Consider the following 24,364-nt stretch of genomic DNA (forward strand, 5'->3'; position numbering starts at 1 on the left):
CCGTCTTTCAAGCCTTGATGTACGGCCTGGACGGCATTGCTAGAATCCGCCCCCGACAGGCCTGTACAACGGCAAGATTCCTTGTGGTTGCGTGCATTACAGGTAAGTACCCGCTTTCATTCGCCATGCCTGAATCCTCCCGAACTGCCGACTGCCCCGCCTGCGCCGCCAGCCTGCGCGTGGAAGCGGTGCGCCTGCGGCGTGGCATCACAACCGTCTTTGATGGCCTGGACCTGCAGCTGGACGAGCCGCGCGTGGGAATCATCGGCGACAACGGCGCGGGCAAGACCAGTCTGTTCCGGCTGCTGTGCGGCCTGGATGCGCCGCAGGCCGGGCGCGTGCTGCTGGACGGCACCGAACTGCACGAGGCCCGCGCCAGGCGGCCGGGCCAGGTCGGGCTGATGTTCCAGAACCCCGACGACCAGATCATCTTCCCCACCGTGGAGGAAGAGCTGGCCCTGGGATTGCGCCCTTCGGGCATCTCGCGGCGCGAGGCCACGGAGCGCGCCCGCGCCCTGCTGAGCAGCCGCGGCCTGGCCGACTGGGCACCGCGCGCCGTGGCCGGACTCAGCCAGGGCCAGCGCCAGCAGGTGTGCTGGCTGGCCCTGCTCATTGCCGCGCCGCGCGTGCTGCTGCTGGACGAGCCCTTCGCCAGCCTGGACCTGCCGGGCCAGGCGCGGCTGGCCAGGGACATCGCGGCCGCCGAGCAGCAGGTGCTGGTCTCCACCCATGTGCTGGACCATGTGCGCAGCTTTGGCCGCGTGCTCTGGCTGGAGCGCGGTCAGGTGCGCGCAGACGGCCCCGGCCACGCGGTCTGCGCAGCCTATGAAGCCGACGTGGCCCGCCGGCTGCAGACGCAGCCCTGACGCAGGAGCCGGCCGCCATGGGAAGCCTCTACAGCGAATACACCAGCTGGCTCCATGCCTGGAGTGCGGGCCGCAAGCTGCTGCTCATGGCGCTGCTGGGAACGGGCCTGTTCCTCATCGATTCACCGTGGCTGCTGGCCATGGCCGGCGCCGCCTGCGGCCTGCTGTGGCTGTCGCTGGGCCGCGCCACCGAGGGCGCACGGCGGCTCATGCTGTCGGTCACCGTGGCCGCCCTGCTGGTGGCTGCCTTCCATGTGTGGATGCAGCACTACGCCCTGGCCGCCGCCAGCGCGCTGCGCCTGGTCTGCGCCTCCACGCTGGGCATGGCGCTGACCGTGAGCACGCGCCCCAGCGATCTGGTCGATGTGCTGGAGCGGCTGCTGGCGCCGCTGGAGCGCATCGGCATCTCCCCCGAACAGGTGGCCCTGCAGCTGGCATTGATGCTGCGTTTCACCGAGCATTTCTTCGTGCAGTGGAAGCGCATGGACGATGCCCACCGGCTGCGCACGGGCCGCGCCGGCGGCCTGCGCCTGATTGCGCCGCTGACCATCCACATGCTGCAGGCCACGCGCCGCGTGTCCGATGCGCTGTGGGCGCGCCTGGGCCGCTGAGGCCTGCCCTGCCGATTTGCCCTTCCGATTTGCCCTGCTGAACTGCCCTTCCTGACCGACAGCGAGAACTCTCCATGACCGCTCCCTCCACCGTCTCACGCGCCTCGGCGCGCTCCATGGCCCAGGTCTCGCTGTTCGCGGCACTGATGGCCGTCATGGGCCTGATTCCCAAGATCGACCTGCCGCTGGGCGTGCCCATCACCATCCAGTCGCTGGGCGTGATGCTGGCCGGCGTGATGCTCGGCCCCTGGCGCGGCATGCAGTCCATGCTGCTGTTCCTTGCGGCCGTGGCCGTGGGCCTGCCCCTGCTGTCGGGCGGGCGCGGCGGCATTGCCGTCTTCATGGCGCCCTCGGCCGGCTACCTGCTGGGCTACCCGCTGGCGGCCTGCATTGCCGGCCTGGTCATGCGTGCGCTGCCCCAGGGCTCTCCCCGGCGCGCGGCGCTCAGCGCCTTTGCGGCCTCGGCGCTGGGCGGGCTGGTGGCCCTGCATGCCTTTGGCGTGCTGGGCCTCATGCTGATGGCCAAGCTCAGCCTGTCGCAGGCCTTCATGGCCACCTTGCTGTTCGTGCCCGGCGATCTGGTCAAGTGCGTGCTGTGCGCCCTGGTGGTGCACACGGTGGCGCGCGGCATGCCGGACTGGCCGTTCGGAGGCCGCCAGCATGGCTGAGCCATCCGCGCGTCATCCGCTGGCCGCGCCGCTGCAGCACCCGTGGACCCTGGTCCATGGCCCGCTGGAGCATTGGGCGCGGCAGCGCCCCGATGCGATGGCGCTGCAAAGCGAGGCCTGCCAATGGAGCTTTGCCGCGCTGCATGCCGCCGTGCTGCAGCGCTCGGCCGCGCTGGTGGCCGGCCAGGCGCCAGAGATGCTGCTGGTGGACACGGGCGGCAGCGCCAGCACCGTGGATGCCATCGTCGAATTCCTCGCCATCCTGCACAGCGGCCGCTGCGCCGCCGTGGCCGATCCTGATTGGCCCGATGCCGTGCGCAGCCGCATCGAGGGCTGGCTGCCCACGGCGCCCAGCGCTCTGGCCGAGGCCACGGCCACCGGCGCCTTCTACACCGGCTTCACCTCGGGCAGCACCGGGCTGCCCAAGGGCTTCATGCGCCACCACCGTTCGTGGACAGAGAGCTTTCGCGTCTGCCTGCAGGACTTCGGCGCCGTGGCCGCGCAGCGCACCATGGCGCCCGGGCGCATCTCGCATTCGCTGTTCCTGTTCGGCGTGATGCAGGGCCTGTGGTGCGGCGAAGGCGCCGTGGTGCAGGAGCGGTTCTCGGCGGCGCGCTGCCTGGCCTCGCTGGCGCGCGGCGAGGCGCCCTGCCTGGTCGCCGTGCCGAGCCAGTTGCTGCTGATGCTGCAATGGGCAGCACACCGCGCGCTGGCGCCCATCCCCGAGGTGGAGCTGGTCATGATCAGCGGCGCGCGCTGGATGCGCGCCCAGACCCCGGCCCTGCGCGCGCTGTTTCCGCGCGCACGCATCATCGAGTTCTACGGCGCCTCGGAGGCCAGCTTCATCGCCTGGATGGAGGCCGACGAACAGGCCCCGCCCCAGGCCGTGGGCCGGCCCTTCAGCAATGTGCAGTTGCAGATCCGCCCCGCCACGCAGCAGACCGGCGACCACACCCTGCAGCCGGGCGAGGACGGCCTGATCTACATGCGCAGCCCCATGCTGTTCATGGACTATGTGGGCGAGGCGCGCGATGGCACGGCCGCGCTGCGCGATGGCGAGTGGCTGTCCGTGCGCGACATGGGCCATATCGATGCCGGCGGCCAGCTGTGCCTGGCCGGGCGCCAGAGCCGCATGCTCGTCACCCAGGGCAAGAACCTGTTCCCCGAGGAAGTCGAGACCCTGCTGGCCGCGCACCCGGGCGTCGCCCAGGTCTCCATCCAAGGACTGCCCGACGCCCTGCGCGGCATGCAGGTGCACGCCGTCGTGCAATGGCACGGCGCCGCGCCCGCAGGCTCCGCACAGGCGCTGGCAGCCTGGCTGCGCGAGCGGCTGGAAAGCTACAAGCTGCCGCGCCAATGGTGGAGCTGCACCGACTGGCCGCAGACCGCCAGCGGCAAGACCGACCACGGCCGGCTGGCGCGCGCGCTGGCGGCCACTGCCACCGCCACGGACACGGACACTGGCCAGCCACTGCCCGGCGAACCCGCGCTGCTGCCCCTGCCATGAACCCGCAAGACGCCCCCGTCATCCTGGCCTGGGCGCGCAGCCCCGTCGCCCCCGTGGGCGGTGCGCTGCGCGAGCTTGCGGCGCACGAACTGGGCGCGCCCGTGCTCCAGGCCCTGCTGGCCCAGGCCGGCCTGCCTGCCCGGGCCGTGGATGCCGTGGATGCCGTGGTCTTAGGCAACGCCCTGGGCGCAGGCGGCAACCCGGCCCGCATGCTGGCCCTGGCTGCGGACTTGCCCGAGCGCTGCGCGGCCCACAGCGTGGATACCCAGTGCTGCTCGGGCCTGGACAGCGTGGCCCTGGCTGCAGGCCTGCTGCTGTCGGGCCAGGCCGATATCGTGGTGGCCGGTGGTGCCGAGGCCTGGAGCCGCGCCCCCATCCGCCAGACACGCCCGCGCCATGCAGACGAGTTGCCCGTGCCCTATGAACGCCCCGCGTTCGCCCCCGACCCCGCACGTGACCCGGACCTGCTGCAATCGGCCGCCGACCACGCGCTGGCCCATGGCATCACCCGCGCCGTTCAGGAGGCCCATGCCATCCACAGCCACGCGCTGGCGCTCGCGCACCGCGACCGGCTGGCCCAAGAGATCGTGCCCATGGCGGGGCTGGACCACGACGCCTATCCACGCGCCTTGAACCCGGCCCGCGTTGCGCGCATGCCCGTGGTGGCCGAAGCGGCTGGCGCCGTTTACGCCCATGCACGCCAGCGCCATGCGCTGAGCACGCCCACCATCTCGCCCAAGGCCGATGGCGCAGCCCTGGTGCTGCTGGCCACGCCGCAGGCCTGCGCACGCCTGGGCCTGCAGCCACGCGCCCGCTGGGTGGCCAGTGCCTCGCTGGGCCATGCGCCCGAAACACCGCTGGTCGCCGCCGCACTGGCGGCCCAGCAGGTGCTGGAGCGTGGAGCCGCAGCGCTGCAGCTTCCTCGCCTGACTGCGGCAGAGCTCCAGGCTGTGGAGCTGCACGATGCCTTCGCCGTGCAGGCCCTGGCCTTTGCCGAAACCCTGGGCCTGCCGCTGCACCAGCTCAACACCGGCGGCGGTGGCCTGGCGCGCGGCCATCCCATTGGCGCATCGGGCGCGGTTGCGCTGGTGCGCATGCTCTCAGACCTGCACCGCACGCCAGCAGCCCACAGGCCGGCCCTGGGCCTGGCCGCCATTGCAGGGGCTGGCGGCATAGGCGCGGCCTGCCTGGTGCAGGCGCTTTGAATCCATGGACTCCGCATTTCCCATGTCCGCCAAACCACCGTTCGACACCCTTCCCTTTGGCGATGCGCATGAGGCCCTGGTGCACGCGCGCCGCTCCGTGCGCGCCTACCGGCCCGATCCCGTGCCGGATGCGCTGCTGCACCAGTTGCTGCAATCGGCCCGCCGGGCGCCCAGCGGCGGCAACCTGCAGCCCGGCCAGTTCATCCAGGTGCGCGGCAGCCTGCGCGACGCACTCACACAGGCGCTGCTGGCCGACTGGCAAGGCGGAGCACCTGAGCGCGAGGACTACGGCTACTTCCCCCGCCCCATGCCCATGGCGCTGCGCAAGCGCCAGGTGGCGTCGGCCCAGGCCCTGTACAGCGCCCTGGGCGTGGCCCGCGAGGACCGCGCAGGGCGCGACGCGCAGTTCGGCCGCAACTACCGCTTCTTCGATGCGCCCGTGGCCCTGGTCGTGAGCATCGACGCCCGCTTCGGCGCAGGCGGCTACATGGACCTGGGCATGACCCTGTACGGCCTGCAAATGGCCGCAGCCGCCCAGGGCCTTGGCAGCTGCGCCATCGGCGCCCTGGCCTCCTACCCCGACACCGTGCGCCGCGTGCTCGACCTTGCGCCCGGCGAGCACATCGTCTGCGGCCTGGCCCTGGGCTGGCCCGACGAGGCCGCCCCCGTCAACCGCACCCAGACCACCCGCGCACCGCTGACCGAATACTTCAAAGTGCTGGGGGAATGAAAAAAGCTGCCGAAATCGGCAGCTTTGCGAGCTCGCGCCCACTAGTACGGGTCATGGCGATGGCACCACCAAGGCCCAACCCGGGGACACCGAGGAAGGGCAGCCCCGCACCGAGGGTGTCGTCCCCCTCCCCCGCGAAGCGGGTAGAGAGGGGGAAGGCGCGTCAGCGCCTCAGGGGGTGCGTTCTTCAGAACGCAGGGATCACCGACCCCTTGAACTGCACATCGATGAACTGGCGCACTTCATCGGAGTGGTAGGCCTTGATCAGCTGCGCCACCCAGGGCTTGCCCTTGTCGGCATCGCGCGCGACCAGGATGTTCACATAGGGGTTCTTGGCGTTTTCCTGCGCAATGGCATCGGTCTTGGGGTTCAGGCCTGCCGAGATCGCGAAGTTGGTGTTGATGGCCGAGGCGTCCAGGTCATCCAGCGAGCGTGGCAGCTGGGCTGCGTCCAGCTCCACGAAGCGCAGCTTCTTGGGGTTGGAGACCACGTCCAGCGGCGTGGCCTTCAGGCCCGCGCTTTCCTTGAGCTTGATCAGGCCCTGGGCCTGCAGCAGCAGCAGCACGCGGCCACCGTTGGTGGGGTCGTTGGGGATGCCGAACTTGGCGCCCTGGGGCAGGTCGGCCAGCTGCTTGATCTTCTTGGAATAGATGCCGATGGGGAAATTCACCGTGTCGGCCACCCAGCCGATCTTGTAGCCGCGGTCGCGCACCTGGGCGTCGAGGTAGGGGCGGTGCTGGTAGCTGTTGGCGTCCAGGTCACCGGCCGACAGCGCGGCATTGGGCTGCACGTAGTCGCCGAATTCCACGATCTGGATCTTCAGGCCGTTCTTCTCGGCGACCTTCTTGACCTGCTCCATGATCTGGGCGTGCGGGCCGGCCGTGACGCCGACCTTGATGGGCTTGTCCTGCGCCTGCGCGGGCATGGCCAGCAGGGTCATGGCGGCGGTGCTGGCAATCGCGGCGGCCGTGAGCGTGCGGCGGAGGAAATGGCGCTTGGTGGGCATGGATGCGGTTCCTTGTAACCTGTCAAAAACACAGGCGCACACTGTAGCGCCAACACAGCGCGCGGCGACCGTACCGGCACACTGCGGCTAGACAGTTTTTTCAGTAGCTCACAACCGGCGCCGCAGCGCGGGCGTCAGCGGTCCTGGAACTCGGGCGTTGCCATGACCTGGTGGGCCACGACATCCAGTACGGGATGGGGTTGCTCCTGGCGGTCTATCCAGACCTTGGGCGTGAAGCTGCCACGCAGCGCCACGGCATCGCCTTCGATCAGATTGCGCAGCACCTCGCAGGCCTGGGCGTCGAATGCAACCACATTGACCGGGATGGAAGTGCCATCGGATGCCTCGGAACGCACGCGGGCCACCATGAAGGGGCGCCGATTGCGGTCGCTGCGGTGTTCGGGCGTACCGGTGAGTCTGCCGGTAATCAGTCCATCCATCATGTGCGAGACCAGGAAGAAATCGTCAGTTACAAAAGACGCCATTGTAGGTGCAGGTCTTACGCATCCAGACCTGGCGGCGCATCTTCACGGTGCATGGAGTTTTCTGCGCTGGCGGCCATCGCCATCCGCGAGGGAGCCGCCTGGCGGAACTGCACCCGCCCTTCGCCGCAAGGCACAATCGCGCGCAAAATCGAACGTACAAAGCAAAAAGCTCCTGACGTTTCCGTCAGGAGCTTTGCGTTGTGGTCGGCGTGGCGGGATTCGAACTCGCGACCCCTTGCACCCCATGCAAGTGCGCTACCAGGCTGCGCTACACGCCGAAGCATTGAATTATAGGGACTAAAAACGGGCCTTCAGGGAAAACGCAGAGATTTTTCAAAAATGTCTGCAAATTCCTGAAATGGCGACGATCAGCCCCCCGCATCTTCTCACCCCAGATGCGTGGCGCGCACATGGTCCAGCAAGGCCTCCAGCGGATGGCGCAGCTGCCGTGCGGACAGGCGCTTGACCTGGCTGCGGCAGGAGTAACCGGTGGCCAGCGGCTCGCCCAGCTCCTGCTTGCCTTCGATCTGCCGGGCCCATGACTGGGCATAGATGGTCTTGGAGGTTTCGAGGTTGCGCGCCTCATGCCCGTAGGTGCCCGACATGCCGCAGCAGCCCGTGGCCTCCACGCTCAGGCGCAGGCCCCGTCGCTCGAAGAGCTGTGCCCACTGCTTGCCGCTGTCGGGCGCGTTGGTCTTTTCGGTGCAATGGGGCAGCAGGCGGTACGCAGTGCCTGCACTGCCCTCGTTCGTGCGCGCCTCGGGCAGCGCCTGCTGCAGCCATTCCTGGGGCAGCGCCACCTTGGGCACCTCGCCCATACCCGGCACCTTGAGGTATTCCTGCCGATAGGCCAGCGTCATGGCCGGGTCCAGCCCCACCAGCGTCACACCGGGCTGAGCCAGTTGCGCCAGCTGTGCGGCATTGCGGATGGCCGCCTTGGCAAAGGCGCCCATGAATCCCTGCCCATGCAGCGGCTTGCCATTGGGCAGCAGCGGCGCCAGCCAGACCTGGAACCCCAGGCGCGCCGCCAGCTCGATCAGCACCTGCAGCTGGCCGGTCTCGAAGTAGCGGGTGAAGCTGTCCTGCACGATGACCACGCTGCGCGCGCGCTGCTCGGGCGAAAGCGCGGCCAGCGCCTGCGCATCGGCCGCGCGCACTTTCCATTGCCGCAAGGTGGCTGCCAGGTCCAGCCGGCTCAGCAGCGGACCGTCGACCATGCCGATGCGCCGGCTGAGCACATCGCGCATCCATGGCGAGCCCATCACCCCGTTGTAGAGCGCGGGCATGCGCGCCAGCCACGGCATGGTGAATTCCAGCGAGCCGATCAGGTAGTCGCGCACGGGCCGCAGGTAGCGGCGGTGGTACAGCTCCAGAAAGCGCGAGCGGAACTCGGGCACGTTGACCTTGACGGGGCACTGCCCGGCGCAGGACTTGCAGGCCAGGCAGCCGGCCATGGCGTCATAGACCTCGTGCGAGAAATCGGCCTCGCCGCGGCGCGCCGCGCGGCTGTTGCGCCAGCGCGCGGCCAGGCTGGACAGGAAGGGCTGGGGCCGCCGCGCGACCTCCAGCACGTTCACGCCAGCCTGCCCCTGCAGGCGCAGCCATTCGCGCATCAGCGAGGCCCGGCCCTTGGGCGAATGCACGCGCTGGCGCGTGGCCTTCCAGGACGGGCACATGGCGTCGTCCGGGTCGAAGTTGTAGCAGGCGCCATTGCCGTTGCAGTGCATGGCCGCGCCATAGCTTTGCCATACGCGCTCGTCGATCTGCCGGTCCAGCTCGCCGCGCGTGGTGACGCCGTCCACCTTGAGCAGCAAGGTCTTGCTGGCCGGCGGCGTGGCGATCTTGCCAGGGTTGAGCTGGTTGTGCGGGTCGAAGGCGGCCTTGAGCTGCTGCAGCGAGGGATACAGCTCGCCGAAGAAGGCCGGCACATATTCGGAGCGCAGGCCCTTTCCGTGCTCGCCCCACAGCAGGCCGCCATGGCGCTGCGTGAGTTCGGCCACCGCGTCGGAGATGGGGCGCACCAGGGCGGCGTCCACGGGGTTCTTCATGTCCAGGATGGGGCGCACATGCAGCACGCCGGCATCGACGTGGCCGAACATGCCGTACTGCAGGCCGTGGCTGTCCAGCAGCGCGCGGAACTCGGCAATGAACTCGGGCAGGTTCTCGGGCGGCACGGCCGTGTCTTCGACAAAGGGCTGGGGCCGCGCCTCGCCCGCCACGTTGCCCAGCAGGCCCACGGCGCGCTTGCGCATGGCATAGACGCGGTGGACCGCTGCATTGCCCGCCGCCAGCGTATGGCCCAGCCGCTCCACGGAGGTATCCGCGCCCAGGTGCGCGATGAAGGCCTGCACACGGCCGTCGACCTCCTGCGGATCGTCGCCGCTGAATTCCACCAGGTTGATGCCCAGCGTGGGGCGCTGGCCGTCCTGCGGGAAGTACTCGGCCACGCTGCTCCAGACGAAGTCCTTCATGGCCAGCAACAGCACTTTGGAATCCACCGTCTCGATGGACAGCGGCCGGTGTGCCATCAGCGCGCGCGCATCGCGCAGCGCGTCCATGAAGCCCGCGTAGCGCACGTTGACCAGCACCGAATAGCGGGGAATGGGCAGCACGTTGAGCCGCGCCTCCACCACGAAACCCAGCGAGCCCTCGGCGCCGCACAGCACGCTGTTGAGGTTGAAGCGCCCGTCGCCGTCGCGCAGATGGGCCAGGTCATAGCCGGTGAGGCAACGGTTGAGCTTGGGGAATCTGGCCTCGATCAACTCCGCCTGGTCCTCGCTGATGCGCCGCGCCGTGCGGTGCACCTTGCCGATGCGCCCCGAATCGGCGCACATGCGCTCCAGCGCCTCGGCATCCAGCGGCGCGCTGTGCAGGCGCTCGCCGCCCAGCAGCACGAAGTCCAGCGCCAGCACGTGGTCGCGCGTCTTGCCATAGGTGCAGCTGCCCTGCCCGCTGGCATCGGTGTTGATCATGCCGCCGATGGTGGCGCGGTTGGAGGTGGACAGCTCGGGCGCAAAGAACAGTCCGTATGGCTTGAGCGCGGCGTTGAGCTGGTCCTTGACCACGCCGGCCTGCACGCGCACCCAGCGCTGCTCGGCATTGATTTCGAGGATACCGTTCATGTGCCGCGACAAGTCCATGGTCACGCCATGCGTGAGCGACTGCCCGTTCGTGCCCGTGCCGCCGCCGCGCGGTGTCAGCACCACATCGCGGAACTCAGGCCGCGCCAGCACCTGCGCCGCCCTGGCCACATCCTCGGCGTGACACGGGTAGATGGCCGCCTGCGGCATGCGCTGGTAGATGGAGTTGTCCGTGGCCAGCACGGTGCGGCTGGCATGGTCCGTGTCCACGTCGCCCTCGAAGCCGGCGGCCTTCAACGCTTCAAGAAACTCAAGGTATTGGGCAGGCACGGGGGCGCTGGCGTGGGGCAGTGGGGCAATCGACATGGAAGGCAAGGTGGGGAGATTTGTTGCTGGCGATCAGCCCAGGAAACCCATGCATGCAATACACGATTTCAGGCCGACCATGGCCGCAAGTATCTCTACACTCTTCCTCTGGAACAAACGAAAATTGCGGCCGCGAACACTGCATAAAACTCATGAATTACCGACGCCTGACGCCCTCCATGTCCCTGCTGCTGGTCTTCGAGGCGGCCGCGCGCCACGAAAGCTATGCGCGAGCGGCCGAGGAGCTGTCGCTCAGCCAGAGCGCCATCAGCCGGCAGGTGCAGACACTGGAGGCGCAGCTGGGCATCAGCCTGTTCCGCCGCGAGGGCCGCACGGTGCGCCTGACTGATGTGGGGCGCCGCTACTTCATCGACCTGGGCGCCGCGCTGGGCCGCATACGCAGCGCCACCCTGCAGGCCATGTCACGCCAGTCCGGCGGTGGCACCCTCAATCTGGCCACCCTGCCCACCTTCGGCTCCAAATGGCTGCTGCCGCACCTGCATGGCTTCTACCAGGCGCAGCCCGGGGTGACGATGCACATCCACTCGCGCATCGGCGATATCGATTTCGACAGCGCAGAGATAGACGCCGCCATCACCGTGGGCACGGGAGACTGGCCCGGGCTGACCGCGCATCGCCTGTACCACGAGTTTCTGGTGGCGGTGACCAGCCCGCAGGCGCTGCAGCAGGCCGGGCAGGCAGCAGCCTCGCCGGACTGGGCGGGCCAGCAGGTGCTGCTCACGGTGGCCAGCAACCGGCAGGCCTGGAGCGAGTGGTTCACGCACTATCGGCTCGATCACCGGCAGATGCGGATAGGGCCGAGCTTCGAGCTGACCTCGCACCTGATACAGGCCGTGCTGGCAGGAATGGGCGTGGGCCTGGTGCCACGGGTACTGGTGGAAGAGGAGATAGCGCGCGGTGAGCTGCACGTGGTGGGAGACGCCATCCCCAGCCAGCGCAGCTACTACCTGGTCTATCCCGAGAGGAACGCGACACTGCCGGCGCTGGCAGCCTTCCGGCAATGGCTGCTTGAGACCTGCGCCCAGGGTTGATTCCCGCGCAACGGCCGCTCCCCTTCAGCGGTTGGTAGCAGTTGGCGATGGCACAAAGAAAAACGGACCACAGCCAGAAGCTGTGGTCCGTATTCATTTATGGTCGGCGTGGCGGGATTCGAACTCGCGACCCCTTGCACCCCATGCAAGTGCGCTACCAGGCTGCGCTACACGCCGAAGAATTCAATTATATACAGCTTTTTGCTCTCAAATAGAAAGCAGCGCACGAATCTGCAAAAGCTCCTCGCGCACGGCCTCCGGCTCCAGCGGAACGCTGGCCGCGGCATCGCCACCGAGCAGCGGCGCGGCAGCCGGCGCCGACACCGCGACACCGGCCTGCAGCGCGGGAACCACGGCAGACCCCGAGGCTTCGCGCAGGCGGTTGCGCGCACCGTTGATGGTGAAGCCCTGTTCGTACAGCAGCTCGCGGATGCGCCGGATCATCAGCACTTCGTGGTGCTGGTAGTACCGGCGGTTGCCGCGCCGCTTCATGGGGCGCAGCTGCGTGAACTCCTGCTCCCAGTAGCGCAGCACATGCGGCTTGACGTCGCACAGATCCGCGACCTCACCGATGGTGAAGTAGCGCTTGGCGGGAATCTGGGGCAGAAGTGAAGCCATGGCAAATGTGGATGAAGTCAGGATGTGCAATGCCGCTGGCGCGCGGACGCCGATCCGGGAAGAAGGCCGAGCCTACTGCACAGCTCGCCTGCAGGCCAGCACCCTGTCGTAAAAACAGCCCATCCACCGCGAGGCAGACAGGCTGGCGACAGCTGGCCATGCAGGCCCGGGCAGGCTTTCCTCAGGCCTGGGAGCCCGATGTGCCTTCCTGGATCTGCTCCTTGAGCTTGCTGCTCGCATGGAAGGTCACGACGCGGCGCGCCTCGATCGGAATGGCCTCGCCCGTGCGCGGATTGCGCCCCGGACGCGGCGCCTTGGTGCGGATCTGGAAGTTGCCGAAGCCCGACAGCTTCACATCCTCGCCCGACACCAGGCTTTGCGAGACCAGCTCGAAGAACGCATCCACCATTTCCTTGGATTCGCGCTTGTTCAGGCCGATCTCGTCGAACAGCAGATCCGCCAGCTGCGCCTTGGTCAGCGCAGGCGAATCAAGACTTTCCACCGCCAGTTCCATCACAGGATCTCCTTTCACGGCATGCACCCTCCATCATGCGCGCAGGCGCGCACCCAGACGCTGCTGCAGCTGCTCGAGCACGGCCTGCACGGCCTGCTCGATCTGCACATCCGTCAGCGAGCTGTCGTCATGGCCCAGCGTCAGGCGCACGGCCAGGCTCTTTTCGTCCTGCGCCAGCGCGCCCGGCGCCGCTGTCTCGCCGGCCTTGAGCGCCTTGGGACGGAACACATCGAACAGCACGGCAGAGCGCAGCAAGCCGCCGGTCTGGGCAGCCTCCACCGCCTGCATGAGCTGGGCATGCGTGGTCTTTTCGTTCACGACCACGGCAATGTCGCGCTCCACGGCCTGGTGCTTGGCCACGGGCTTGAACACCGGCACCTCGCGCGCCAGCACGGCATCGAGCTCCAGCTCGAACAGCACGGGCGCCTGGGCCAGATCCCATTGCTGGCGCCACTGGGGATGCAGCTCGCCGATGAAGCCGATGGACTGGCCATCGAGCAGCACGCGTGCGCAGCGGCCCGGGTGCATGGCCGGATGCTCGGCCGGCTCGAACACGGGCTTGCGCGGCGCCAGCAGCGCCTCGACATCGCCCTTGACGTCGTAGAAGTCGACCTTGGTCTCGCCACGAGCCCATTGCAGCTGCTCGGCAGCTCCCCAGGCCAGGCCCGCCACGCGCATGGGCTGGTAGAAGCCCTTGACCGTGGTGTCGCTGTCAACAACGCTGTCATCCTTGAGGAAGACACGGCCCAGCTCGAACACGCGCACGCGCTCGGCCTTGCGGTCGGCATTGAACTTGAGCACCTGCATGAGCGAGCCGATGAGGCTGGAGCGCATCACGCTGAGCTGGCTTGCGATGGGGTTGAGCAGCTGGATGGGATTGGCGTTGCCGGCCAGATCCTTCTCCCACGCGGCTTCCACAAAGCTGAAGTTGATGGTTTCCTGGTAGCCCAGATCGGCCAGCGCGCGGCGAACGGCGAACTGGCTGCGGCGGTTCTCGGCGCGCAGCTTGGGCGCAATGGGCGCCAGCGGCTTGCTCGTGGGCAGGTTCTCGTAACCCACCATGCGCGCCACTTCCTCGATCAGGTCTTCCTCGATGTTGATATCGAAGCGGAAGCTGGGCGGCGTGACGGTGAGCACGCCGTCGCCCTGCTCCACCGGCAGGCCCAGGCCGGCCAGCGCATCGTGGCACTGCTGCTGCGTGAGCGGCATGCCGATGACCTTGGCCGCACGCGCCACGCGCAGCGTGACGGGCTTGGGCTGGGGCATGTTGGACTTCTGGTCGTCGATGGGGCCGCAGACGGTCTCGGGCGTGCCGCAGATCTGCAGCACCAGTTCCGTGATGCGCTCGATGTGCTCGACGGTCAGCTCGGGATCGACGCCGCGCTCGAAGCGGTGGCCCGCATCGGTGGAGAAGTTGTAGCGGCGCGAACGGCCGGCAATCGACTTGGGCCACCAGAAGGCCGCCTCGATGTAGATGTGGCGCGTGTCGTCGGACACGGCCGTGGCGTCGCCGCCCATGATGCCGGCCAGCGATTCGACTTCGCGCTCATCGGCGATCACGCCCACCTGTCCATCGACGGTGACGGTATTGCCGTTGAGCAGCTTGAGCTGCTCGCCTTCCTTGCCCCAGCGCACCTGCAGGCCGCCGTGGATCTTGTCCAGGTCAAAGATGTGGGAGGGGCGGCCCAGCTCGAACATCACATAGTTGGAGATGTCCACCAGCGGCGCCACGCTGCGCTGGCCGCAGCGCGCCAGGCGATCGACCATCCACTGCGGCGTCTTCGCCTGGGTGTTGACGTTGCGCACCACGCGGCCCGAGAAGCGACCGCACAGGTCGGGCGCCTCGATCTTCACGGCCAGCCTGTCCTGCACACCCACCGCAGCAGGCGTGAACGACTGGGGCTTGAGCGGCGCACCGGTCAGCGCAGCCACTTCGCGCGCCACGCCATAGACGCTCAGGCAATGCGCCAGGTTGGGCGTGAGCTTGAGCGTGAACAGGGTGTCATCCAGGTTCAGGTATTCGCGGATGTTCTGGCCCAGGGGCGCGTCCAGCGGCAGCTCCATCAGGCCGCCATGGTCCTCGGACAGCTTGAGTTCGCGCGCCGAGCACAGCATGCCGAAGCTCTCCACGCCGCGCAGCTTGCCGATCTTGATGAGGAAGGGCTTGCCGTCTTCACCGGGTGGCAGCTCGGCCCCAACCGTGGCGCAAGGCACGCGGATGCCCACGCGCGCATTGGGCGCGCCGCAGACGATGGTCAGCAGCTCGGGCCCGCCCACATCGACCTGGCACACGCGCAGGCGATCGGCATTGGGATGCTGCTCGGCAGCCTTGATCTCGCCGACGACAATCTTGGTGAACGGCGGTGCCACGGGCTCCAGCTCCTCCACCTCCAGGCCGGCCATGGTCAGGGTGTCGGCCAGCTCTTGGGTGGTCAGCGGCGGATTGCAGAACTCGCGCAGCCAGGATTCGGGAAATTGCATATCAGACTCTTTGGCGTTGGTTCGGTCCGCGCGCCGCGGCGCTGGCGGACCCCATGAACGTATTGACGACTCTCATTCCAAGCCCCCGAACAGCCTGACCATGCGACTGGCGTGGTTCAGGCCGGAGACGCCGAGCAAGAGCCGCCTCGCGGCGAGGGCGTCATCCCCCTCCCAGGGGGATGGCGCGCAGCGCCTCAGGGGGCGGTCCATTTCTAACGGAATTGCGACAGGAAGCGGATATCGCCGTCAAAAAACAGACGCAGATCGTTGACGCCATAGCGCAGCATGGTCAGGCGGTCAGGACCCATGCCAAAGGCAAAGCCGATGTACTTCTCAGGATCCAGCCCCATGTTGCGCACCACGTTGGGGTGCACCTGGCCGGAGCCAGCCACCTCCAGCCAGCGGCCGGCCAGCGGGCCGCTCTGGAACTGGATATCGATCTCGGCGCTGGGCTCGGTGAAGGGGAAGAAGCTGGGACGGAAGCGCAGCACCAGGTCGTCGCTCTCGAAGAAGGTCTTGCAGAAGTCGGTGAAGACCACCTTCAGATCCTTGAAGCTGACGTTCTCGCCGATCCACAGGCCTTCGCACTGGTGGAACATGGGCGAGTGCGTGGCATCGCTGTCCACGCGGTAGGTGCGGCCCGGCGCGATCACGCGGATCTCGGGCATGCCCTGGCCGGCGTCCAGCCGCTCACGGTATTTCTTGACGTGCTGCACGGCATGGCGCACCTGCATGGGGCTGGTGTGCGTGCGCAGCAGATTGGGGGCCTGTTCCGTGCCGCCTTCCACGTAGAAGGTGTCGTGCATGGAACGGGCGGGATGGTCTTCGGGCGTGTTCAGCGCCGTGAAGTTGAACCAGTCGGACTCGATCTCGGGGCCCTCGGCCACATCGAAGCCCATGGAGCCGAAGATGCCCTCGATGCGCTCCAGCGTCAGCGACACGGGGTGCAGGCCGCCCTGGCCACGGCGACGGCCCGGCAAGGTCACATCCAGCACCTCGGCCTTCAGGTGGGCCTGCAGCTCGGCATCGGCCAGGGCCTTGCGGCGCGCGGTCAGCGCGGCCTCGATGCCTTGCTTGGCCACGTTGATGGCGGCTCCGCGCGACTTCTTCTCTTCGACGGAAAGCTGCGCCATGCCCTTCATGAGCTCGGTCACCTTGCCCGACTTGCCCAGAAACTGCGCCTTGGCGTTTTCCAGATCAGCGGGGGTTTGTGCCTGCGCGAACAATTGCTGCGCGCTTTCGACCAGAGAATCCAACTCGTTCATATCGACTCTTTATCGACTGTGAAAAGAAACAAGGGCTAGCAGCCTTTTCAAGCCCTAGCCCTTGCTGTTTGCGCTGCAAGCCATCACGAGGATGGCCACAGACCGTTATCTCAAGCAGCCAGCTTGGCCTTGACTTGATCAACGATGCTGCTGAAAGCAGCCTTGTCGTGCACCGCGATATCGGCCAGCATCTTGCGGTCGATCTCGATGGCTGCCTTCTTCAGGCCGTTGGCGAACTGGCTGTAGGTCAGGCCCAGTTCACGTGCAGCGGCGTTGATACGGGCGATCCACAGACGGCGGAACACGCGCTTCTTGGCACGGCGGTCACGGTAGGCATATTGCCCAGCCTTCATCACCGCCTGCTTGGCGATGCGGAAGACATTGCCGCGGCGGCCGCGGAAACCCTTGGAAAGGGCCAGAACTTTTTTGTGACGGGCGCGGGCCGTTACACCACGTTTGACGCGAGGCATGTGTTTTCTCCTTGTTCGTCAGTGAATTACAGGCCAGCCATCGGCAGCATTTGTGCGATCGAGCCCATGTTGGTCTCATGCACAGACACTGCACCACGCAGGTGACGCTTGTTCTTGGTGGTCTTCTTGGTCAAGATGTGACGCTTGAAGGCTTGACCGCGCTTGACGGTGCCACCGGGACGAACGCGAAAACGCTTCTTCGCGCTGCTCTTGGTCTTCATTTTGGGCATTTGAATGCTCCTGTTGTTTGTGCTCGTGAGGCGGCTCGCAACACTGCGCGCACTTGCTGGCCCCGAGACACTTCTGTGCCAGCCCGGAGGCCGGCAAGAACAAGGGACATGGAAACCATGTCCCTTGCATCGCACGCCCCGCGCAATCGACTCGCGCAAGGCCTGCAAATTCTGTCGCCCCTCAGCGAAGGGCGAAACCGCGATTATGCCTTATCAGCCACCGCAGGTGCAGCAGAAACCTCTGCTTGCGGTTTGCCACCGGTGGTGGGCTTCTTGCGCGCAGGGGCGATCATCATCACCATCTGGCGGCCTTCCAGCTTGGGGAACTGCTCCACCTGGATGGAATCCGCCAGATCGTCACGCAGACGGTTCAGCAGGTCCAGACCGATCTGCTGGTGCGTGATTTCACGGCCGCGGAAACGCAGCGTGATCTTGCACTTGTCACCATCGGCCAGGAATCGGCGAATGTTGCGCAGCTTGATGTTGTAGTCGCCGTCGTCGGTACCTGGGCGGAATTTCACTTCCTTGATTTCGATGACGGTCTGCTTGGCCTTGGCTTCGGCAGCCTTCTTCTGTTCAAGGTACTTGAACTTGCCATAGTCCATCAACCGGCAGACAGGCGGAGTGGCCGTGGCGGCGATTTCCACCAGGTCCACGTCCAACTCGCCCGCCATGCGCAGCGCTTCCTGCAGAGGCACGATGCCCAGCGGCTCGTTCTCCGGGCCGGACAGACGCACTTCAGGCGCCATGATTTCACGGTTGAGACGATGCTTGCGCTCTTCACGGTGGCGCCGATCACGAAATTCAGTAGCTATGGTTCTCACCCTTGGATTTAAGTTGCTACAACAGCGTAGCCGCTTGTGTGCAGTACACGCCAAACGGCTAACGCCTTTGGAGATGCTCCGTCAGGCCTTCGCCGCGATGTCCTTGGCCACGAGTTCAATGAACGCGTCGACCGACATCACTCCGAGGTCCTTGTTGCCCCGTGCGCGCACTGCCACTGCACCAGCGGCCTTTTCCTTGTCGCCTGCAACAAGGATGTAAGGCAGCTTTTGCAACGAATGCTCCCGTATTTTATACGTAATCTTTTCGTTGCGCAGATCTGTCGCCACCCTAAGGCCTTGATTCGGAAATGCTTTTTGCAGCTTTTGCGCGACTTCCCGCACATAGTCCGCCTGCGCGTCAGTGATATTGAGCACGGCCGCCTGAACAGGAGCCAGCCATGTCGGCATGGCACCGGCATGCTGCTCGATGAGGATGCCGATGAAACGCTCAAGGCTGCCGACGATGGCGCGGTGCAGCATCACGGGGCGATGGCGATCGCCGTCTTCACCCACGTATTCCGCATCCAGGCGCTCGGGCATGGAGAAGTCGACCTGGATGGTGCCGCACTGCCACTGGCGACCGATGGCGTCCTTGAGCGTGTACTCGATCTTGGGACCGTAGAACGCGCCATCGCCGGGCGAGATCACGTACTCGCAGCCCGAAGCCTCCAGGCTGTTGATCAGCGCGGCCTCCGCCTTGTCCCAGCTTTCATCGGAGCCGATGCGCGCCTCGGGGCGCGTGGCGACCTTGTAGATGATGTCGCTGAAACCGAAGTCCGCGTAGACCTTTTGCAGCAGCGTGGTGAAGGCCAGCACCTCGGGCTGGATCTGGTCTTCGGTGCAGAAGACGTGGCCGTCATCCTGCGTGAAGCCGCGCACGCGCATGATGCCGTGCAGGCCGCCCGTGGGCTCGTTGCGGTGGCACTGGCCGAACTCGCCGTAGCGCAGCGGCAGGTCGCGGTAGCTCTTGATGCCCTGCTTGAAGATCAGGATGTGGCCGGGGCAGTTCATCGGCTTGAGCGCGTAGTCGCGCTTTTCCGACTCGGTCGTGAACATGTTCTCGCGGTACTTGTCCCAGTGGCCGGTCTTCTCCCACAGGGTCTTGTCCAGGATCTGCGGACCCTTGACCTCCTGGTAGCCGTTGTCCCGGTACACGCGGCGCATGTACTGCTCGACCTCTTGCCACAAAGCCCAACCCTTCGGATGCCAGAACACGGTGCCTGGCGAATGCTCGTCGATGTGGAACAGATCCAGTTCACGGCCCAGCTTGCGGTGGTCGCGCTTTTCGGCCTCCTCCAGCATGTGCAGGTACTGCTGCAGGTCGTCCTTGGTAGCCCAGGCCGTGCCGTACACGCGCTGCAGCATCTCGTTGCGATGGTCACCGCGCCAGTAGGCGCCAGCCACCTTCATCAGCTTGAAGAACTTGAGCTTGCCGGTGCTCGGCACGTGCGGGCCGCGGCACAGATCCTCGAAACCGCCTTCGCGGTACAGGCTCACATCCTCGTTCGAGGGGATGCTGGCGATGATCTCGGCCTTGTAGTTCTCGCCCATGCCCTTGAAGTAGGCCACGGCCTCGTCGCGCGGCAGCACGCGGCGCACCACGGGCTCGTCCTTGGCAGCCAGCTCGGCCATGCGTTTTTCGATGGCGACCAGATCCTCGGGCGTGAAAGGACGCTTGTACGAGAAGTCGTAGTAGAAGCCGTTCTCGATGACGGGGCCGATGGTGACCTGGGCGTCAGGAAACAGATCCTTGACGGCATAGGCCAGCAAGTGGGCCGTCGAATGACGGATCACGTCCAGGCCATCTGCATCCTTGGCCGTCACGATGGACAGGGGCATGTCCTTGTCGATCACAAAGCTGGTGTCCACCACCTTGGCGTCGTCGCCCGTGCCAACCTTGCCAGCCAGTGCAGCCTTGGCAAGGCCCGTGCCTATCGATGCAGCCACTTCGGCCACGGTGACCGGACCGGGATACTCGCGTTGCGAACCATCGGGAAGCGTAATGTGGATCATGGGATTCCTAAAAATATTTCTCAGGGGGTGCGCCATCCCCCAAAAGCAAAAAAGCGCGGAGCCGGGTCCGCGCTTTGTTGGGGTCGAGTGAATCTCGTGCAGGCGCGAACCGCCAGCCGCTAGCGGCCGGTGTACATCTCCGATGTAGTTCGCGGTGTCATAACCATGATGCCTTTCTCGCCCTTGTCAGTTGAAAACTCCTTGCATTTTAACCTCAGCAAAGAAAAAGCGCCCGAAGCACAAGGCCCCGGACGCTTTCTCACCCCTATCTACCTGAAGTTGCACTCACCGAAGCCGCGCTTCAGTGGAACTGCTCCTCTTCCGTGGAGCCGGTCAGCGCCTTGACGCTGGACGAGCCGCCCTGGATCACCGTGGTCACGTCGTCGAAGTAGCCTGCACCCACTTCCTGCTGGTGCGACACGAAGGTGTAGCCTTGTTCGCGGGCTGCGAATTCGGGCTCCTGCACCATGTTCACGTAGTGCTTCATGCCTTCGCCGTTGGCGTAGGCGTGGGCAAACTTGAAGGTGTTGAACCCGCCAGCAATACTGTAAGTGTCAGATTTACAACGGATTTTTCCATTTTTCGCGCCTGCTTTTCGCACCCACCCAACCATGACCCAAGCTGCCAAAGTGACCCGTTGTCGGTTGATCAACTGTTGCACCCTTGCCCTACCGATGGTGGGGTAGCCCAGCCCCCACGCTCCTCCCAGCCCCATACGATGGGCAGGTGATCGCGTGCGGGGCGCGCCCTTTTTGCCTAAATTTTAGGCAGTTTTTAGGCGCTGGGTCTCCAACTTGTGTCCACCACTTTGGCTGCAGCGTCCACAGCAGACATCAGCGTCTCGTCTGCCAAGTGGCTGTAGCGCGCCGTGGTCTTGATCTGCGAGTGGCCAAGAAGTTTGCTCACCACATAGATGGATTGCCCCGAGTTCACCAGATTGCTCGCGAACGTGTGGCGCAGGTCATGCATCCGCAGGTCTGCGATCCCCGCCTCCTTGCGGACCTTGTCCCAGAGATAGAACAGGTTGCCAAACGGCCGCTTGGTATCCGGGTTGGGAATCACATAAGGGCATCCGCTCCAACGTGGCAGCCCTCGCAACACCTCCAGAGCCCTGTCAGAGATCGGAATGCTTCGGGCTTTCCCGCTCTTGGACAGAGGAATGCGCCAGTTGCGCCGCTCCAGATCAACGTCTTCCCAACGTGCATCCAGCAGCTCACGCTTGCGGCATCCGAGCAGCAGCAAAAGAGCAACGATGCTCTTCAACTGGGGGGAACCACACCGGGACAAGACCTCGTGCAGGCGCTGGGTCTCAGCCGCGCTGAGATACCGCTCCTTCGCGTTGTTCGGGTTGAACAGCACCACACCTTCGGCGGGGTTGGACTCACTTCCCGGGATGCCTTTCTTCCTCGCCAGATTGAACATGATCTTGAACAGGATGGGTATCTTGTTGGCATGAGCCAACGCGTAGCCCTTCGTGCGCAGATCCTGGTGAGCCTCGGCCAGCATGTTGGTCGTGATTTCGTCCAGGTGCTTGGCTCCAAAGCGCGGCAGGACATGGCACTTGATGAAGCTCAGCGTGGACTGAAAATTCCTCCGGTGCAGGTGGATGTGCGGCACATAGGTATCGCGGATGAACTCGGCCAAGGTCGGCACCGCACGCAAGGCTTGGCGCTCCTTCAGAGGGTTGCCGCCCAGCTCCACCTCCGAGCGCAACCGCATGGCCTTCTGCCGGGCCTTGTCGTAGCTGACCGCAGCAGCACCACCGATCTTGCATTGGCGCAGCTTGCCGTGGCTATCGTGATAGCGCAGGTAAAAGGTTTTACCCCCTGAAGGTCGAGCCTCCAGAATGAACCCTTTGAGTGCACTGTCGTAATAGTCCACCTTGGATTTTCCGGGCGGGCAAACCGCTTCACGCACGAACTGCGCACTGAGTTTGACAATGGGCATACAGCCTCTCCTTTCATGAAGTTGATTGATAAAGAACCGCGCCCATGGAGATCGGCGTCAAAGCAATAGACGCACGAACGCCTCTCCACATGGGCGTGGCTATTAACAAGAAAATGGGTTAACAAAGATGCGGAACAGTCGCGCAGAGACCATCACCGCAGGAATCGACGATGATCAAAATCATCGGCTTAGGAAAAATCACTTGAAAACTAGAGGCAACGGCCACCACTGGTTTCACAAGTGAGGCCACCACCTTTCACTGTGGCGGGGCCCCCGATCACTATTTCAGAACTCTGGAATCGGCGGCTTTCCAGTACGCAAAGGCTTCTCTTCCTCCGGGGGCAGCTCACTTGGCAACTCTGGCAGATACCGCGCAAAGGCATCAGCAAAATCACGCACCTCATAGCCCTTGGGCGTGTAGTTCGCATTCATGCGCACAGTCTTGGTTTTTATTCCATAGGCACTCATGAACTTTGCCAGCTGACGCGCTGCGAGAGGTTTACCATGATTGTAGGTATCCCACCCCATATCATCATCTTCATGGAGCTTTTGCAACAGATCCACCGACGGAATGTATTTGTCCGTATAGCCAGACAATACCTCGCGGATGTCCTCCAGAAGTTGGTTGGAAGATGACTTAGGTGGCGCTGTTTCTTCACAGTTTTTCAGGGCTGCCTCGCACGCTTTGCGATACCACTCCTCGCCCAAGCAATGTGCAATCGCAAGCAATGGCTCCCAATTATCTTGCTGGCGATCGCTGAGCTCCTGCGGCATCTCATCCCAGCCTTTCGCCAAGGCGTCCTTGTTATCTATAACAAATTTTAGAATACGAGAACGCAGGCCTCTAAAAACCTCTGGATCGGCAGAACGCAAGCGCTGAACATTGTCGCCCTTGGTCTTGCGCCTCATGGGAATCTGGATACCTCGACTCATTGTGGCGCTCGCCAAGTGCCGCTCAAGCATGATTCCGGCCATGACTTTAGGGCCATAAACTTTGTACACACACTCGGTAAGCTCTTTACCCACAGTCTCTACCCGTACAACAAATCCTCCCTTCTCGTATCCTTTGTTCATCACCCCGGCAAAGTCTGTTTTTCCCTCCATAAATGTGTCTGCCTCGTCAATAAGCAACGTTGGCGCGTATTTAGTGATCAATCTGAATAGAGCTGCCAAAGTAATGTTTGCCGTTTCCATCGGCTTAAAGACCAATTTCTCCACCATCTTCAGAAGCTGAGTTTTGCCACATTCTTTCTCTGGGGCATTAATCAGCAACAGAGGGCAACGCTGAAAATCCCTATAGCACCATGTATTAATAGACCATAACCCCACAATCAAGGCATCATGATCCGATATGATCACGTGATTTTTAATGGCACGCATAATTTCAGTCATCAGCATATCGCAATCGATCGCACCTTCAAACGGCTCGACATTATTTGCGTCCAGGCTCTTTGAAATGATCGAAGAAGTTGAACTCATAGGCTTATTTTTCATGATCCATCCTTTGAAATTTTTCGGTTGCTTTGAAATTACGCGGTTGAGAAGATGGATTGGCCAATCCGTGGTTCGCTGCGTGCAGGCAGCTATCCAGGACTGAATTCTAAATACAAACCTCGCAACCCATGCCACTTAACCCGCCATGATTCCCCTTAAAAACCCAGGTCAATTATCGGGTCACGGCAATCAAATCACTAGGAATGGAGTCACAGCAAACAAGGAAATTAAAATATATAAGCCTTAACGTACTTCTGAATGGGATTGAATTTCTTCTAGGAATAGAGAGCCTTCTAGAAGCGAGCTGTAAAAATCTAAGGAATGGAGGCACACCAAACAAGGAAAACAAAATTCCTTGGCTTGGAAGCACTTCTAGCTGGGGAATTTTTTTTTGCTTAGGAAAGAAGCACTTCTGTGAAGGAGCGCAGAGGGCAAAACGCCTTAAACTGCTCAAAAGCAGAGAAGACACGGGCAACGAAAAAAAAAACAGGAACGTCTCTTTTCCGCCACAAAACTGCTCTGAGGCAGCATTTTTGCGCTCTTCCCACAGCCCCGCCCCAATCCGCAACATCCGCAACGCCGCAACGTTGTTGCAGGGCATGGCCCGGCGGGTGGCGCCGTGGCAGATGTGGCGGAGTTCGGGGAGGGGTAGCGCCCCCCGGGGCCCGGGTGGCCGGGGGGGGGGCTGGGCAGCACCGCGTCGCCCCGGCTGGTGCCCAGATTGCTCCCAGGCGAGCCCGGCAGGGGTCCGGGATCACCCCCCTCATGGGGCGGCCGTCGCACGTCGCCATGGCCCAACCCTCGCCCCCCAGGGCGCAGAGGCTGGAGCGGACTTCCTCCGGGAGCTTGGCTCAGTCTATTTCCGAAAGTAACCCACCCACAGTGCAGATCCCGCGCCAACCAGAATCACGATCAGCAACAGGGGATACATA

Annotated in this window: 20 protein-coding genes, 2 tRNA genes and 1 pseudogene; 7 read left to right on the plus strand and 16 right to left on the minus strand. The window is 64.4% G+C overall.

The annotated features are described in order from the left end of the window. Nucleotides 1-125: 125 nt before the first annotated feature. From ACF8NF_RS09130 to ACF8NF_RS09155, 6 genes are all read left to right on the plus strand, one after another. A complete protein-coding gene (locus tag ACF8NF_RS09130) occupies nt 126-866 on the plus strand; it encodes an energy-coupling factor ABC transporter ATP-binding protein (RefSeq protein ID WP_392450476.1) in 741 nt (246 codons plus the stop codon). Between the two features lie 17 nt (nt 867-883). Further along, the gene (locus ACF8NF_RS09135) at nt 884-1,477 is read left to right on the plus strand and encodes an energy-coupling factor transporter transmembrane protein EcfT (RefSeq protein WP_016453289.1); all 594 of its coding nucleotides are present in this window, start codon (nt 884-886) and stop codon (nt 1,475-1,477) included. A gap of 74 nt (nt 1,478-1,551) precedes the next feature. Beyond that, the gene (locus ACF8NF_RS09140) at nt 1,552-2,145 is read left to right on the plus strand and encodes a biotin transporter BioY (RefSeq protein ID WP_016448270.1); all 594 of its coding nucleotides are present in this window, start codon (nt 1,552-1,554) and stop codon (nt 2,143-2,145) included. After that, nucleotides 2,138-3,652 carry an AMP-binding protein gene (locus ACF8NF_RS09145; protein WP_392450477.1) on the plus strand — a complete coding sequence of 505 codons (1,515 nt, stop codon included), beginning with the start codon at nt 2,138-2,140 and terminating at the stop codon, nt 3,650-3,652. The genes ACF8NF_RS09140 and ACF8NF_RS09145 overlap by 8 nt, the downstream gene beginning before the upstream one ends. Then, nucleotides 3,649-4,857, plus strand: a complete 1,209-nt coding sequence (locus tag ACF8NF_RS09150) for a thiolase family protein (protein WP_392450478.1) — start codon at nt 3,649-3,651, stop codon at nt 4,855-4,857. The genes ACF8NF_RS09145 and ACF8NF_RS09150 overlap by 4 nt, the downstream gene beginning before the upstream one ends. Nucleotides 4,858-4,861: 4 nt before the next feature. After that, complete coding sequence (locus ACF8NF_RS09155; protein WP_392450479.1) at nt 4,862-5,587, plus strand: nitroreductase; 726 nt, start codon at nt 4,862-4,864, stop codon at nt 5,585-5,587. A 187-nt stretch (nt 5,588-5,774) separates the two neighbouring features. On the opposite strand, the gene ACF8NF_RS09160 is transcribed toward ACF8NF_RS09155, so the two are convergent. The 4 genes from ACF8NF_RS09160 to ACF8NF_RS09175 form a co-directional block, all read right to left on the minus strand. Next, nucleotides 5,775-6,593 (minus strand): MetQ/NlpA family ABC transporter substrate-binding protein, encoded by an 819-nt coding sequence (locus ACF8NF_RS09160; RefSeq protein ID WP_012206404.1) that lies wholly within the window; start codon nt 6,591-6,593, stop codon nt 5,775-5,777. A 134-nt stretch (nt 6,594-6,727) separates the two neighbouring features. Continuing rightward, nucleotides 6,728-7,078, minus strand: coding sequence for a single-stranded DNA-binding protein (locus ACF8NF_RS09165; protein WP_012206405.1), 351 nt, complete (start codon nt 7,076-7,078; stop codon nt 6,728-6,730). A gap of 201 nt (nt 7,079-7,279) precedes the next feature. Then, nucleotides 7,280-7,356, minus strand: a tRNA-Pro gene (locus ACF8NF_RS09170). Between the two features lie 108 nt (nt 7,357-7,464). Continuing rightward, nucleotides 7,465-10,524 carry an FAD-binding and (Fe-S)-binding domain-containing protein gene (locus tag ACF8NF_RS09175; protein WP_392450480.1) on the minus strand — a complete coding sequence of 1,020 codons (3,060 nt, stop codon included), beginning with the start codon at nt 10,522-10,524 and terminating at the stop codon, nt 7,465-7,467. Between the two features lie 53 nt (nt 10,525-10,577). Between ACF8NF_RS09175 and ACF8NF_RS09180 the strand changes: the two genes are divergently transcribed. Continuing rightward, nucleotides 10,578-11,576, plus strand: coding sequence for a LysR substrate-binding domain-containing protein (locus ACF8NF_RS09180; protein WP_392450481.1), 999 nt, complete (start codon nt 10,578-10,580; stop codon nt 11,574-11,576). 100 nt (nt 11,577-11,676) lie between these two features. On the opposite strand, the gene ACF8NF_RS09185 is transcribed toward ACF8NF_RS09180, so the two are convergent. The 12 genes and pseudogenes from ACF8NF_RS09185 to ACF8NF_RS09240 form a co-directional block, all read right to left on the minus strand. Continuing rightward, nucleotides 11,677-11,753 (minus strand) — tRNA-Pro (locus ACF8NF_RS09185). A 30-nt stretch (nt 11,754-11,783) separates the two neighbouring features. Beyond that, nucleotides 11,784-12,194 carry a MerR family transcriptional regulator gene (locus tag ACF8NF_RS09190; protein ID WP_016453295.1) on the minus strand — a complete coding sequence of 137 codons (411 nt, stop codon included), beginning with the start codon at nt 12,192-12,194 and terminating at the stop codon, nt 11,784-11,786. A gap of 181 nt (nt 12,195-12,375) precedes the next feature. After that, a complete protein-coding gene (locus ACF8NF_RS09195) occupies nt 12,376-12,708 on the minus strand; it encodes an integration host factor subunit alpha (RefSeq protein WP_016448314.1) in 333 nt (110 codons plus the stop codon). A gap of 33 nt (nt 12,709-12,741) precedes the next feature. Continuing rightward, nucleotides 12,742-15,189 carry a phenylalanine--tRNA ligase subunit beta gene (gene pheT, locus ACF8NF_RS09200; RefSeq protein WP_017406031.1) on the minus strand — a complete coding sequence of 816 codons (2,448 nt, stop codon included), beginning with the start codon at nt 15,187-15,189 and terminating at the stop codon, nt 12,742-12,744. A gap of 212 nt (nt 15,190-15,401) precedes the next feature. Further along, a complete protein-coding gene (gene pheS, locus ACF8NF_RS09205; RefSeq protein WP_012206411.1) occupies nt 15,402-16,454 on the minus strand; it encodes a phenylalanine--tRNA ligase subunit alpha in 1,053 nt (350 codons plus the stop codon). Nucleotides 16,455-16,564: 110 nt separating this feature from the next. Next, nucleotides 16,565-16,924, minus strand: a complete 360-nt coding sequence (gene rplT, locus ACF8NF_RS09210; RefSeq protein ID WP_012206412.1) for a 50S ribosomal protein L20 — start codon at nt 16,922-16,924, stop codon at nt 16,565-16,567. 26 nt (nt 16,925-16,950) lie between these two features. After that, a complete protein-coding gene (gene rpmI, locus ACF8NF_RS09215; protein ID WP_012206413.1) occupies nt 16,951-17,154 on the minus strand; it encodes a 50S ribosomal protein L35 in 204 nt (67 codons plus the stop codon). Between the two features lie 203 nt (nt 17,155-17,357). Then, nucleotides 17,358-17,978, minus strand: coding sequence for a translation initiation factor IF-3 (gene infC / locus ACF8NF_RS09220; RefSeq protein ID WP_074923479.1), 621 nt, complete (start codon nt 17,976-17,978; stop codon nt 17,358-17,360). Nucleotides 17,979-18,059: 81 nt separating this feature from the next. After that, complete coding sequence (gene thrS, locus ACF8NF_RS09225; protein WP_016448317.1) at nt 18,060-19,991, minus strand: threonine--tRNA ligase; 1,932 nt, start codon at nt 19,989-19,991, stop codon at nt 18,060-18,062. 301 nt (nt 19,992-20,292) lie between these two features. Continuing rightward, nucleotides 20,293-20,523: pseudogene (locus ACF8NF_RS09230) on the minus strand (isocitrate lyase); the annotation flags it as partial. A gap of 242 nt (nt 20,524-20,765) precedes the next feature. Continuing rightward, complete coding sequence (locus ACF8NF_RS09235) at nt 20,766-21,938, minus strand: tyrosine-type recombinase/integrase (protein ID WP_392450482.1); 1,173 nt, start codon at nt 21,936-21,938, stop codon at nt 20,766-20,768. 285 nt (nt 21,939-22,223) lie between these two features. Beyond that, complete coding sequence (locus tag ACF8NF_RS09240; protein WP_392450483.1) at nt 22,224-23,432, minus strand: DUF3631 domain-containing protein; 1,209 nt, start codon at nt 23,430-23,432, stop codon at nt 22,224-22,226. Nucleotides 23,433-24,364 lie beyond the last annotated feature (932 nt).

The organism is Delftia sp. WSY_22, from assembly GCF_043104185.1.
Taxonomy (GTDB): domain Bacteria; phylum Pseudomonadota; class Gammaproteobacteria; order Burkholderiales; family Burkholderiaceae_C; genus Comamonas; species Comamonas tsuruhatensis.